The organism is Pseudoalteromonas sp. H71 (assembly GCF_001468485.1).
In the GTDB taxonomy this organism is placed as follows: Bacteria; Pseudomonadota; Gammaproteobacteria; order Enterobacterales; family Alteromonadaceae; genus Pseudoalteromonas.
Genome location: NZ_LODI01000019.1, coordinates 3,329 through 17,155, shown reverse-complemented (window position 1 = coordinate 17,155; position 13,827 = coordinate 3,329). Strand labels below are relative to the sequence as shown.

Here is a 13,827-nt window from a genome sequence, read left to right as displayed (position 1 = left end):
TTTATTGTTATTAATTACATTTGTGTAATTGTGGCTGTATTACCGTCACCAATTTGAGTAACCGTTACGGTACTATTAACACCAATAACACCCCCTTCAACAATATTGTCATTGCCTAGCTGAGTGACATTGAATGTGACGTTTTCACCACCTACTAAAAACGGTGATTGTTCAGTACCTACAACCCAGTTATTTTCACCTTCTTGTGAAATATCTATGCTGTGGCCACTGCCTTCTACCATCATGTCGATAAGGTTAAAGTCGCCATTTTGCGCAATATCAATTTGGTTGAAGTTGCTATCAAGAATACCCGCAAGTGTCACCATGGTTTCATTTTGCAGGCCGTCTTGCGTAATTTCGATGTCGTTTTCGTTAGATGTAAGCGAAACGTCAGGGTAAGACGATTCAACAACCGCGATGTTTTCTTCACCCAGTTGGGTAAGATTTACATCATTATTCAAGCCATTAAAGTTTACTAAATGAGCTGAGTTAACATCGCCAAATTGACTAATTGTAAATTCATTATCTGAGCCTAACACGCCCATGTATGCTTCATTCTCGCTACCATTTTGAATGGCTGTAAGTTCGTTATCATTACCAATTAACTCAGCAGTTGTTGTATTAAAGTCACCATTTTGCATCGCCATTACTTCGTTGTTTTCGCCTTCAAATAAAGCTGAATCAACGTTATTAGCTAAGCCTTCTTGGTCTATACCTACTTCGTTATCGTTACCAACAATAGCAGTGAAATTAACAGTGTTGTCAGCGCCTTCTTGCTCAACACCAAACTCATTATTGTCACCGTAAAGCTCTGTAAGTGTTACAGCATTTTGATCGCCGTCTTGTTCAATATCTAACTCGTTATCGTTACCTTGTAGCGAGGTCACTCTGAACGTATTATAAAAGCCATTTTGCTCTACCATTAATGCATTATCGTCGCCTGTAGCGCTTGTAATTACAGCTTCATGCCATTCACCAGTTTGTAATGCACTTACCTCATTGCCACTGCCTTGCATGTCCATGTTGTAAAACCAATGACCACCTGTACCTTGTTCAATATCAACAGTGTTGTCATCACCCACAATAGAATTGATTGCTTCATTGTTAAAAAATAAACCTTCGCCTTCTTGTGAAACATAAAGCTGATTATTGTTGCCGGTGACCGTAGTTAACGCACCATTGTATAAACCATCTTGTGAGTATGTTTGCACATTGTTGTCGCCCACGGTGGTTACTTCTACAACGTTACCTGTTTGGAATTGCGACACCTCGGTCGTGTTGTCGTTGCCAATAGTGGTAACTTGCATTGTATTACCATCACCATCTTGTAAAAGTAATGCTGTATTACCTACTTGAGTTTGTGCAAGGACCATTGAATTGCTCGTGCTTTGTACAGATACTTTTGTACTTAAATCAGATACTGACCCTGATTTAGTTGCTGTATCTGCAAAAGAAGTAAAGCTTGTGCCCATTGCAATTGCTACTGCACAGCTTATAAGTGATTTGTTTAACTTCATTATTATTCTCCTTGAAATAAAAATTCTGAATGCTCTACGTTATTTTGTTTTTATAGAGTATTCGTAGTTCCAGCATGCCGTGCCGGTATAATGTTGTGATCAAACGTTATTCAATGTTGTGTCGCGTTTTCTAAGTGCACATTCACTGTATTCTTGAATTATAAATTCTTAAATCATCTTTTTTTACCGATTTTTATATCCTTTAAATACAATTAGTTATGCTGTTTTTATTTTTATTTTTAGTATTTTGCTAAAAAACCAGTAAAAATTGTTGAGCTACTTGACTGGCTGCTTGTAATTAATAAGTTCATAAAAAAGGCTGCCTTGAATGTTTTTTTAATGACGACTCTGGTCAAAAATGTTGATTTTTTATTGTTTCCAATTTAAATACTTGAGTAATTTTTGATTTGTTAGTTTGCTGGGTACATGCCATGTGATCTTTCTTATTCAATGTTGTCGGTAAACTTGCTTAAAATTTTTAAGCTCAATCAACTATGGATAGAACAATGAAAACAAAATTATCTATTATTACACTTGCGCTTGTTCCTTGTTTGGCTGCTGCGCAACTACCTGAAACAAGTATTAAACAATCAGTAACTGCAAGCAGTGATTCACTTATTGTTAAATACAAAAAAAATGTGTCAGCTAAAATGCGTAAGCAAGCTCGTTCGTTAGTGAGAGCTAAAATCTCTGACATGAACAGCGACGAGGTTGATGATAACTATAAGTCTTTACTTTCAGGCCGCTTAGCTAAATTTAAAGTAACGGGTATGAGTACTAAAGAGGCAATAAAACGCCTTAAAACTCATCAGGCTATTGAATATGTTGAACCAGACTACCGTGTAAGTATTGCCACTACGCCAAATGATCCGCGTTTTGGTGACCTATGGGGTTTAAATAACGAAGGTCAAACCGGTGGTGTAGCTGACGCTGATATTGATGCACCTGAAGCGTGGTCAATTTCTACGGGTAGTAGAGATGTGGTTGTTGGTGTGATCGATACCGGTGTTGACTATAATCATGCCGATCTTTTAGCTAATGCTTGGGTAAACCCGGGTGAGATTGCTGGCGATGGAATTGATAACGACGGTAACGGTTATGTTGATGATGTTCATGGCATCAATGCAATTACTAACTCAGGCAACCCAATGGACGATCAAGGGCATGGTACGCATGTTTCAGGAACCATTGGTGCAAGTGGCAACAATAACGAAGGTATTGTGGGTGTAAACCATGATGTATCTATCGCTGGTTGTAAATTTTTAGATGCTTCAGGTAGTGGTTCAACGTCAGATGCCATTAAATGTATTGACTACATGGTTGGTCTTAAAAACTCAGGTGTTAACCTTCGCGTACTAAATAATAGTTGGGGTGGAGGCGGTTATAGCCAAGCTTTAGCCGATGCAATAACGGCCAGTGAAGACGCAGACATTTTATTCGTAGCAGCAGCAGGGAATGACGCAGTAGATAACGATGTAAACCCGCACTACCCATCTAACTACGAAAACGACAGCGTGCTATCAATCGCAAGTACCGATAACAGTGATAATATGTCTGGTTTTTCGCAGTGGGGCCTAGAAAGTGTTGATATGGGCGCGCCGGGTAGCGCTATTCTTTCAACTATTCCAGGTGGCGGTTACGCTACTTATTCTGGCACTTCAATGGCAACACCACATGTTGCAGGTGTGGCTGCTCTTGTTCTTTCAGTAAACCCAGATTTAACAACAGTAGAGTTAAAAGAGCTTCTAATGAGCAGCGGCGATGCTAATACTGCTTTAACAGGTAAAACAGTTGCAGGTACGCGTTTAAATGCAAACCAGGCATTATTAGATGCTGATCCTACACCTGGCTTTAAATTATCGGTTACTCCTACAACTCAGCAAGCAACCGTAGGCGATACAGTTACCTACACGTTTGAGATTGGTTCGATTGCGCAGTGGGATGGCTATGTAGCGCTTTCGCTTAGTTCTAGTTTGGAGGGGGCTTCACTTAGTGCTTCTACGGCACGCCCAGGTGATGAGGTTGTGTTAACTGTAAATACGTTTGATGACACGCCTTGGGGTAATTATGATTTTACAGTTGAGGCAAGTACAGATCAGCAGTTAAAAACACAAACGGTGTCATTAATGCTGCAACCTGCTGGCTTAAACGATTTTACATATAGCAGTGATGAAAACGTATCTATTCCAGATAACGATCCACAAGGTGCAAGCTCTGTAATTACTGTTGCTGATGATTTAACTATTTTTGGCACTTCTGCCGATGTAAATATTACACACACTTGGTCTGGTGACTTGGTATTAACGTTAACATCGGCTCAAGGTTCAGAAGTTACGTTACAAAGTAACCAAGGTGGCAGTGACGACGATATTGTTAAAACATTTACATCAAGCGCATTTAACGGCGAAGTTGCAACAGGCGATTGGACGTTACACGTTGTAGATACAGCGGGTGCTGATGTTGGTAACATCAATGGCTGGTCTCTTACATTTAGTGCGATTGGAGAGGTTACTCCTCAGCCACCACAAGCTAATTTTGACGCTGAAATAGAGGGCTTAACGGCCATGTTTACAGATGCAAGTACTGATGCCAACAACGATATTACGCAGTGGAGCTGGAACTTTGGTGATGGTGCAACATCGTCTGATCAAAACCCAACTCATGTATATGCTGGCTCTGGCAGCTACAACGTTGAATTAACCGTAACAGACAGCGAAGGTAATACGAGTACGTATATGCAAACGGTTGTTGTTAGTGATGTTGATATTGAGCTTACATTAAAACGCGCTAATAAATCACGCTTGGGTACTATGCGTGTAGATCTTAGCTGGGACACAGTGGGAGCTGAATCGATGAACGTTTACCGTAATGGTGAACTAATTGATACTACGTCGGATAACGGCCGATACCGTGATTATGAGCGTGGTGCTTCACTATTAAGCTACGATTACCAATTGTGTGTTTCTGAAAACGTATGTTCTAACATCGTAACAGTAACATTTAATTAAGTAACACCCCCTTAGAGTAACCAAAGCCCAGCTATGCTGGGCTTTTTTGTTTTAAGTTATTAAAGTGTAATTTTAAATAGACTACAACTAGGCTTTTTTATACGGGTGGGTTTTAAGCCAGTGCTCGGCGATTTGTTCGCGCGTGGCAAACCACACTTGCTCATGCGATTTAGCATATTCTAAAAATCGTGCGAGGGCTTTAATGCGCCCAGGGCGGCCAATTAAGCGACAATGCAGCCCTATCGACATCATTTTTGGGGCGTTTTCACCTTGTGGGTCGCCTTCTTCATAAAGCGTATCAAAGGCATCTTTTAAATAATTATAAAATTGATCGCCGGCATTAAAGCCTTGCACCGCAGCAAAGCGCATGTCGTTTACATCAAGGGTGTAGGGCACTATTAACTGTGGCTTACCTTCTTTAATACTGTAAAAGGGTAAATCGTCGCTGTAATCGTCGGCGTCATATAAAAACGAGCCATTTTCTACCACAAGGGCTGCAGTATTTGGGCTTGTGCGCCCGGTATACCAGCCTTTTGGCTTTTTACCTGTGAGTGTTTGAATGATCTCAATGGCTTTTTGCATGTGCTCGCGCTCGGTTTGCTTATCTATATGTTGATAATTAATCCAGCGCAGGCCGTGGCTTGCTATTTCGTGCCCTGCATCTACAAAGGCTTTAGCTATATCGGGGTGGCGCTCAAGGGCCATTGCCACAGCAAAAATAGTGACAGGTATATCGTATTTTTTAAAGAGTTTAAGTAAACGCCATACACCTGCTCGCGAGCCATATTCGTAAATGGACTCCATGCTTATATGGCGGTCTTCTACATGCGGGGCACTGACTATTTCGGATAAAAATGTTTCGGCCGCTGCATCACCATGGAGTACACAGTTTTCGCCGCCTTCTTCGTAATTTAATACCACTTGCAGAGCAATGCGGGCTTTATTGGGCCAATTTGCATGGGGCACCTGTGAGCCATAACCAACTAAATCGCGCGGGTAGTGTTTAAATTGCTCGCTCATGTTATTGCTCCTTTTTAATTGCTGTGAGCCAAGAGCCTAGTGTTTCTCGCTCTGCATCAGTCATTTTGGTCATATTTGCCAATGGCATGTCTTTGGTTATAACCGCGCGGGTATGAATAAGCGTGCTGGCTTTTTTTACATCATTAATAGAGTCGAGCTTAAAGCCAAGCGGCGCTGTTTGAAAAAGCTTTGATGTAGGTGTTTCACTGTGGCACTGTGTGCAGTGCTTGCTGATTATATCCCACGCTTGAGTGTCGGTAATGCTGGCTTGTAAAGGCGCGCTTTCGCTTGTATTTGTTGGGCTGCTAGGCCATGGAGCTATAGCCAGCATGAGGGCAAAAAAAGCGGCAATACCACTTATAAGTACCGAAGGTTTATTAATACCTTGGTGCTTTAAGTTAAAGTAATGGCGTATCCACATGCCAATACCAAATAGCGCAATTAATATAAGCCAGCCAACGCTGTGGCTGTAGGTATATGGAAAGTGGTTGCTTAGCATAATAAATACCACAGGTAACGTGGCGTAGTTATTATGAATAGAGCACAGCTTTGCTTTTAAACCCGGTGCTGAATCAGGAATACGGCCAGCTTCTACTTCGCTTACCATGTAGCGCTGCCCTGGCATAATAATGTGGTACACATTGCCAACCATACACGTGCCAATAAGGGCACCTACGTGAATATACACAGCGCGGTCACTAAATAGCTGGTCAACCCCGTAAGTCCAAAGGGCCAATAGGCCAATAACCACAGCAATAAACGCGTTGCCGTTTTCAACCAGCGGGGTTTTACATAATAATCGATAAACACCATAACCTAAGCCAATAAAGCCAAGCGATGCACTAATAGCTGCAAATTTACTTAGCTCACTTTTGCTGTTATCGATTAGGTAAACATCGGCGCCAACATAAAAAAGTAGACTAAATAATAAAATACCGGTGATCCACGTTGTGTAGGCTTCCCATTTAAACCAATGCAGAGTGTGGGGCATTTCTTCAGGGCCATTTTGATACTTAGCCACTTCGTAAAAGCCACCGCCGTGCACGGCCCATAAATCGCCTTTTATGCCTTTGTCTTGTTTCCATTGTGGCGGGGTTTGTAAGTTATTATCAAGCCACGCAAAATAAAACGACGCGCCAATCCACGCAATGCCAGCAATTACATGAAAAAAACGAAGCACTAAATGAACAAGCTCAAATAAATAGTTTTCCATTAGGTTAAGCCTCTTCTAACTGCGGTGTGTGGGTGGCTGTAAACTGTTTTTTATCATCGCGTTTATAAACGCTTTTACCCATAATGTAGGTTTGTTCAATACAGCGATCATCGCCTAGCATCATCATGGCAAAAAGTTGCTCGTGTAGTGTTTTAGCATGGCCAATTCTAAATTTTAAAAATGAAGTAGCCGCGTAATCCATGACTATAAAGTCGGCTTCACAACCGATTGCAAAATTTCCTATGGTGCCTTCTAAATCCAGCGCCCGTGCGCCGCCAAGCGTCGCTAAATATAGGCCTTTAAAAGCCGAGAACTTTTGACCTTGAAGCTGTTGAATTTTGTACGCTTCATTACCTGTTTGTAGCATAGAAAAACTTGTGCCTGCGCCAACATCGGTGCCCATACCTACGTTTATTCCGTGCTCTTCACAGGCTTTTAAATTTAATAAGCCAGAGCCTAAAAATAAGTTAGAAGTAGGGCAGTGCGAAATAGCCGCGTTGTTATCTGCAAGGCAGCAAAGCTCGCGCTCAGATAAATGAATACTATGAGCAAATATCGAGCGTTTACGTACCATTTTAGCTTGCTCGTAAACACTCAAGTAATCATCAGCGTCGGGGAATAACCCTTTTACCCATTCGCACTCGTCTTTGTTTTCAGATAAGTGCGTATGTAGGTAAGTGTCGGGGTATTCTTCTAATAGTTGAGTGCATTTTTGTAGTTGCTCAGGGGTTGATGTAGGCGCAAAACGTGGTGTTACCGCATAGCTTAACCTATCAACATTGTGCCATTTTTCTATGAGTGCTTTTGATTGATCGTAACTGGTTTGCGCGCAATCAGATAAATCGTCAGGGCAGTTTCTGTCCATCATCACCTTACCGGCAATCATGCGTAAATTACGTTTTTGTGATTCGTTAAAAAAGGCATCAACCGATTGCGGGTGCACCGTGCCAAATACCAATGCGGTGGTGGTGCCGTTACGTAATAACTCATCTAAAAAGCGGTTTGAAACCTCACTTGAGTACACTTCACTGGCAAACTTTTTTTCGGTTGGGAAGGCGTACTCGGTAAGCCAACTTAAAAGCTGCTCGCCATACGCGCCGACCATTTCGGTTTGCGGCAAATGTATGTGCGTGTCTATCATGCCGGGCATTACCAATTTGCCATCGTGGCGAATAAGAGTGGCTGATTTATCTAAGCTTGGCAGTATGTCTTGCTCGTAACCAAGGTTAACCACTTTGCCATTTTGAATAACTAACGCGCCTTTTTCAAAATAGCGATGGGCGGTGTCGCCCGCTATGGCTGGGTCGTCAACAAAGTCGAGTATGTTGGCACAAATTACGGTTATTTTATTATTGTTTTGCGTGCTCATTGTTAGCTACCTCTGTACGTTGAGTAGCCAAATGGGCTAAGTAATAACGGAATATGATGATGTTTTTGATCTTGTAATCTAAAGGTTATTTGCGCTTCTGGGTAAAACGCTGGAGTAGGCTGATTTTTGTAATAGCTATCTAAATCAAATACCAACTTAAAGGTTGCAAATTCTACGTCTGTATTTAGCCAGTCGGTAATACGCCCGTCGCTATTTGTTTTACCTTGGGCAATTAATTCCCACTTGTTATTAGTGTATACAAACAATTGTACAGCTACATTGGCTGCAGGTTTGCCTGTGCTGGTATCGAGTATATGGGTAGTAATAGGGCTTTTGTTCATACTTTTATTCATATCAGGGATTCCAATCTTATTTTTGTTATTTTGGCTTGTTCGCCTGCGGCTATAGTGAGCTCTGTGCTGCGGGTGTTGTGTATGCGCTGCTCTATTAGTTCACGCATTTGCTCAGCACTTTTGCCGCTGGCACACACAATAAATATAAAGCCAAATTTACTGAGGTATTCTTTATTTAGCGCAATCATTTTTTTAAGGGTTTGCTCGTTTGCTTTGCTCATTCCTGATTGTTCGTGCCCCGCTTTTTGCGCTGTAGCGGCGTACTTTTTACTTAATGTTGATAAATCGCCAATTTGCGGGTGGCCTTCAAAAGCGGCTAAATAATCGCTCTCACCTAGGCTATCCCACACGCTTTGAGCGCTCTTAAATAGGTGCTCTTTATTTTCAAATGGCATGGTATTTAGCATACCGCTTACCCAGTTAGGGGCTGTGCAGCAGTGCTCTAGGGCTTGGTGCGCTTGCGCTTCATTTAGGTTATTAATTTTTAAGCTACTCATGCATCTACTTCCTCTTGTGTGGTGCTAATTAGGGCATTTTTAAGTGCACGCCATTGCACACCTTGGCGTTTAGGCGCATGGGTTTGCATAGCCTGATAAAGGCCAATTAACTGCCCACTAATTGAAATAGCCACTTCCATAGGGAGTTTGCCCGTTACATTTTCAAGCCCAACAGGGCAGACCATTTGCTTTATTTGCTCGGTGGTAAAATCGCGATGGGCTAAGCGCTGCTTAAAGCGTTTTGCTTTGGTATCAGAGCCAATAACGCCCAGCCAATTGGCATCGGCGCGTTTAATAATGGTTTGTGTGAGTGCAAAATCGAGCTGGTGGTTATGGGTTAATATTAAGTAATTGTTAGCTTTAGGCGCGCGTTTTACTTGCTCTGTTGGCTCTTCATCAACCACTTTTACTACGTTATTTGGAATAACCGGTGGGAATACATCGGCGCGGCTATCTATCCAACGTATACGCATAGGTAATTGTGCCAATATACTAATAAGCGCCTGTGCTACATGGCCTGCGCCGTATATGTCGAGGGTAAAGCGCTCGCATTGCATGCACTCAAGCATCACAGTGGCAGCCCCGCCGCAGCACTGGCCTAAATTTGCGCCTAGGTTAAATTGCTCTATCACTTGGGTGGCCTCGCCTTTGGCAAGTAGCTCGCGGGCTTTTTCTATTACTACGTACTCAAGGTGACCACCGCCAAGGGTGTCGTAAATATGCTCGCCGCTTATTACCATTTTAGAGCCTGTGCCACGTGGGGTGGAGCCATTGGTGCCAAGCACAGTGGCAATAACATAATTAGTGCCGCTTTGTTCGTGCTCGTTTATAGCTTGCGCCCAGTTTTGAGTATGAAAACCCTGAAACGACTCATTTAAATTAGCCATGTTGACGTTCCTTAAACCAGCTAGCGGTTTGCTCAATTGCATTTAATACACGCTCAGGTGTTGCAGGCGTATCGAGTGGGGCAGTAAATTTGTAATCGGCCACACTGCTTATGGCATTACGAATCGCACTCCACACACTAAAGGCCAACATAAACGGCGGCTCGCCAACTGCTTTTGATCTAAATACGGTGGTTTCTGGGTTGGCAGAGTTATATAAATTGACGTTAAATTCGGCAGGGGTATCGCCAATAGCCGGAATTTTATAGTTAGCAGGGCCAAAGCTTGCAAGCTGGCCTTTATCATTCCATTGTAAGTCTTCGGTGGTAAGCCAGCCCATACCTTGTACAAAGGCACCTTCAATTTGGCCTATATCAAGTGCTGGGTTAATTGAGCTGCCCACATCGTGCAGTATATCAACGCGGGTTACGGTGTTTTCGCCTGTTAGCGTATCGATTTCTACTTCACTGAGTGCTACGCCGTGCGCGTAGTAAAAAAACGGTCGGCCTTCGCCTTTGGCTCTATCGTAATGAATTTTAGGCGTGGCGTAATAACCCGTTGATGAAAGCGATATACGATTCATATAAGCAAGGTTTGCAAGTTCGCTAAAGCTAATTTCGCCTTTACTAAAGGTAATTAGGTTATCTTTAAATACAATACTTTGGCTGTCTACTTCAAAGTGCTCGCTTATAAAGCCTATTAAGCGTTCTTTTATGGTGTTTACGGCGTTTAGCGCTGCCATGCCGTTTAGGTCAGTCCCGCTTGAGGCGGCGGTTGGCGAGGTGTTGGGTACTTTATCGGTACGGGTTGCGCTTATGCTTACTGCGTCAAAATCAACACCAAACCCATGGGCTACAATTTGCGCTATTTTAGTATTTAACCCTTGGCCCATTTCGGTGCCGCCATGGTTTAAATGAATTGATCCATCACTATATACATGCACTAACGCACCTGCCTGGTTTAGGTGCTGTACGGTAAACGATATACCGTATTTAACCGGCGTCATCGCAAGGCCCTTTTTTATAATAGGGGATGATGCGTTAAAGGCTTTAATAGCGTCTTTTCGCGCCCAGTAATCACCCGACTCTTCAAGCTGGGTTATCATATCTTTTAAAATATGCTGCTCAACGGTTTGATGATATGGCGTGGTGTCGCGGCCTTTTTTGTATAAATTAAGTTTTCGGATCTCAAGCGGATCTTTACCTAATTTAGCGGCTATGTCGTCCATTATTAGCTCGCCCATGATCATGCCTTGCGGGCCACCAAATCCTCTAAAGGCAGTGTTGCTTACGGTATTAACTTTACAGCGATTACCTTTAACGGTGGCGGTTGGGTAGTAATACGCGTTATCGGCATGAAACATTGCACGGTCTACAATGGCATCAGATAAATCCGGCGAATAACCACAAAAACCATTTACGGTTACATCAGCGCCTTCAATTAGGCCATTTTCATCAAACCCTACATGGTATTGGTTATAAAATGGGTGACGTTTACCGGTAAGTTTAAAGTCGTCGCTGCGGGCAAGGCGCATTTTTACTGCACAGCCAAGGTAGTAAACTGCAAGCGCTGCAAGGCAAGCCCACGGTGCACCTTGGGTTTCTTTACCGCCAAAGGCACCGCCCATACGGCGAGTTTCTACGTTTACAAAGCTAAATGGCTTTTTTAAAATTTTAGCAACTAAGTGCTGAACCTCTGTTGGGTGCTGCGTAGAACATTGCACATGAATGCCGCCATCGTTATCGGGCTGAGCGAGTGCTATTTGTCCCTCAAGGTAAAAGTGTTCTTGCCCGCCTATGTGTATTTCGCCTTTGAGCTGGTGAGCTGCATTATTTATGGCTTGCTCGCTATTACCACGGTTAAGTGAATGGGGCGGCCTTACCCAATGCTCTTTTTTTATGGCTTCTTTAATATCAAGTATGGGGGTGATTTGCTCGCACTCTATAACCACTAAGCGAGCAGCGCGGCGAGCAATGGCGTAGCTGTCGGCAACGACTACCAGTACCGGTTGCCCGTGGTATTGAATTTCATGATTGGTCAGCAGTACATCACCTGGAAATATAGGGCCAATATCAAGCTTACCGGGTACATCATCGGCCGATAAAATACGTTTAACACCTGCCACTTCAAGCGCTTTGCTTGTATCAATTGATGTAATAAAGCCGCTGGTAATAGGCGCCAGTACAGGGTAGGCGTGTAAGCAGCCATGGGGCTCAGGGTTATCGTCTGCGTAGTTTGCATTACCACATACTTGTTTTATTGCGCTTTCGTGATACTTAGATTGGCCAACACTTCCGCCTTGGGCTTTTAGTTTATCCATTTCAAAGTGACGCATGTGAGATCCTCGTAATGGCAATGTTGTTATTATTTTTATTGCTGCTTGGCTGCGCACCGCAAAACTCAATACCAATACGCTGCAGCAAGTTTTTGCTTACCGTAGTGCGGTAATGTGCGCTGCTGCGTACATCGCTCATGGGTGAAAAGTCATCATTTATAGCATTAGCGGCATCTACAAACGTGCTTACTTCTAATGGCTGAGTATTAAGCTTTTGCTCTATATGCGCGGCGCGTTTGGGTATGGCAGCCATACCGCCCATGGCACAGCGGGCATTGCTAATTACGCCTTGTGTTTGCTCAATAGCCAGTACTAAACACACGGTAGATATATCATCTTCAAAGCGTTTTGAAATTTTATGGCACGCAAGCTTTAACGAGTCTGGGCGTTTTGGCACTGTAATTTTGCTAATGACTTCATCGCTTTTAATGACTGTTTTTTTGTAATCAACAAAGTAGTCGGCCACTTTAATAGTGCGTGTGCCTGCTGCGCTTAATAAATCTAGAGTGGCATTAAGTGCAATTAATAATGGGGCTGGATCGCCAATAGGAGAGGCATTTCCTATGCTGCCACCTAAGGTGCCACTGTTACGTACTTGGTTAGAGCCAAGGCGTTCAAACAGCTCTTTGGACTCAGGGTAGTAACTGTAAAAAGCGTCTACAAACTGGCTGTAAGGGAGTGCTGCACCAATATGTAGCTCACCGTTGTTATCGCTTAATGTGCACAGCTCATTAGCTTGGCTTAGGGATATTATTACATCGGGTAATAGCATATTTTGGCTAAGCTCAATGGCAAAATCGGTGCCACCAGCAACCAAGTGTGCATGGGGGTAAAGCGCTTTTAGTTCAACAAGCTGCTTAGCATTTTGTGGCAAGTAGAATTTGCGAGGGCCATTTTTTAAAAATGGAATATCGTCATCATATTGCGTATTAAGTGAGGCTTTAAACTGAGCTGCCATGGCTGAGTAAGGCTCATTTTTGCGCTCGTAGCTGTAGGCTTTTTCTACCGCTAGTAAAATAGGACTGTAGCCAGTGCAACGGCACAAGTTGCCACCTAAAGCATGAATAGCGGCCTTTTTACCTGGGTAACTCGGGTTATTAATATAAAGCGCCAACATGCTCATTATTATACCTGGGGTACAAAAACCACATTGCGAACCATGGCACTCTACTAATGCGCGTTGTACTGGGTGTAAGTCATCAAGGGTTGGGTAAAGCCTCGTTGTTACAGCCTCTACGGTTACTATGTGTTTTGCGTGTGCATTGCCTAATAAAAGCAGGCAGCTGTTCATAGTTTGATAGTGCCAAACCGGGTTACCGTTTGAGTTTGTTTTTTCTTCGCCGACTAAAATTGTGCACGCGCCGCAATCGCCTGTAGCACACCCTTCTTTGGTGCCCACTTTCCCTTTTTTGGTGCGTAGCCAGTCCAAAATGGTGAGACTTGGCGAACATTCTTGTACTTCTATTGGCGTGTCATTTAATAAAAACTGAATCACACAGACCCCCTTAACTTTTTAACACCTTGTTTTTAATAAGGTTTATTGTCTGCTTTTTCGTATTGTTATTGCGCAAGTAAGAAAAAAGCAGTTTTATTATAATGATTACTTTGCAGTTAATATGCCAAATCTGACC

General features: G+C 42.9%; 10 protein-coding genes. 1 reads left to right on the top strand and 9 read right to left on the bottom strand.

Annotated elements, in window-relative coordinates:
- Positions 1 to 14 precede the first annotated feature (14 nt).
- Positions 15 to 1,517: a curlin repeat-containing protein gene (locus tag ATS71_RS10195; protein ID WP_058404737.1), complete on the bottom strand. Its 1,503-nt coding sequence runs from the start codon at positions 1,515 to 1,517 to the stop codon at positions 15 to 17.
- 506 nt (positions 1,518 to 2,023) lie between these two features.
- Here ATS71_RS10195 and ATS71_RS10190 point away from each other — a divergent pair.
- Entirely contained in the window at positions 2,024 to 4,525 is a 2,502-nt protein-coding gene (locus tag ATS71_RS10190) for a S8 family serine peptidase (protein WP_058404736.1), read from the top strand.
- A gap of 87 nt (positions 4,526 to 4,612) precedes the next feature.
- Here the strand turns inward: ATS71_RS10190 and puuE are convergent, their stop codons facing one another.
- The 8 genes from puuE to xdhA are packed head-to-tail and all read right to left on the bottom strand — an operon-like array spanning position 4,613 to position 13,691.
- Positions 4,613 to 5,545, bottom strand: coding sequence for an allantoinase PuuE (gene puuE, locus ATS71_RS10185; RefSeq protein WP_058404735.1), 933 nt, complete (start codon positions 5,543 to 5,545; stop codon positions 4,613 to 4,615).
- 1 nt (position 5,546) lies between these two features.
- Positions 5,547 to 6,758, bottom strand: coding sequence for a urate hydroxylase PuuD (locus tag ATS71_RS10180; protein WP_058404734.1), 1,212 nt, complete (start codon positions 6,756 to 6,758; stop codon positions 5,547 to 5,549).
- Positions 6,759 to 6,762: 4 nt separating this feature from the next.
- On the bottom strand, positions 6,763 to 8,127 hold the full coding sequence (gene guaD / locus ATS71_RS10175) for a guanine deaminase (RefSeq protein WP_058404733.1): 1,365 nt from the start codon (positions 8,125 to 8,127) through the stop codon (positions 6,763 to 6,765).
- A 2-nt stretch (positions 8,128 to 8,129) separates the two neighbouring features.
- Complete coding sequence (uraH, locus tag ATS71_RS10170) at positions 8,130 to 8,480, bottom strand: hydroxyisourate hydrolase (RefSeq protein ID WP_058404732.1); 351 nt, start codon at positions 8,478 to 8,480, stop codon at positions 8,130 to 8,132.
- Positions 8,477 to 8,977: a 2-oxo-4-hydroxy-4-carboxy-5-ureidoimidazoline decarboxylase gene (gene uraD, locus ATS71_RS10165; RefSeq protein ID WP_058404731.1), complete on the bottom strand. Its 501-nt coding sequence runs from the start codon at positions 8,975 to 8,977 to the stop codon at positions 8,477 to 8,479. Before uraD ends, uraH begins: the two co-directional genes overlap by 4 nt.
- Positions 8,974 to 9,864: a xanthine dehydrogenase accessory protein XdhC gene (xdhC, locus tag ATS71_RS10160; protein WP_058404730.1), complete on the bottom strand. Its 891-nt coding sequence runs from the start codon at positions 9,862 to 9,864 to the stop codon at positions 8,974 to 8,976. Before xdhC ends, uraD begins: the two co-directional genes overlap by 4 nt.
- Positions 9,857 to 12,196, bottom strand: coding sequence for a xanthine dehydrogenase molybdopterin binding subunit (gene xdhB, locus ATS71_RS10155; RefSeq protein ID WP_058404729.1), 2,340 nt, complete (start codon positions 12,194 to 12,196; stop codon positions 9,857 to 9,859). Before xdhB ends, xdhC begins: the two co-directional genes overlap by 8 nt.
- Positions 12,183 to 13,691 (bottom strand): xanthine dehydrogenase small subunit, encoded by a 1,509-nt coding sequence (gene xdhA / locus ATS71_RS10150; protein WP_058404728.1) that lies wholly within the window; start codon positions 13,689 to 13,691, stop codon positions 12,183 to 12,185. The genes xdhB and xdhA overlap by 14 nt, the downstream gene beginning before the upstream one ends.
- Positions 13,692 to 13,827 lie beyond the last annotated feature (136 nt).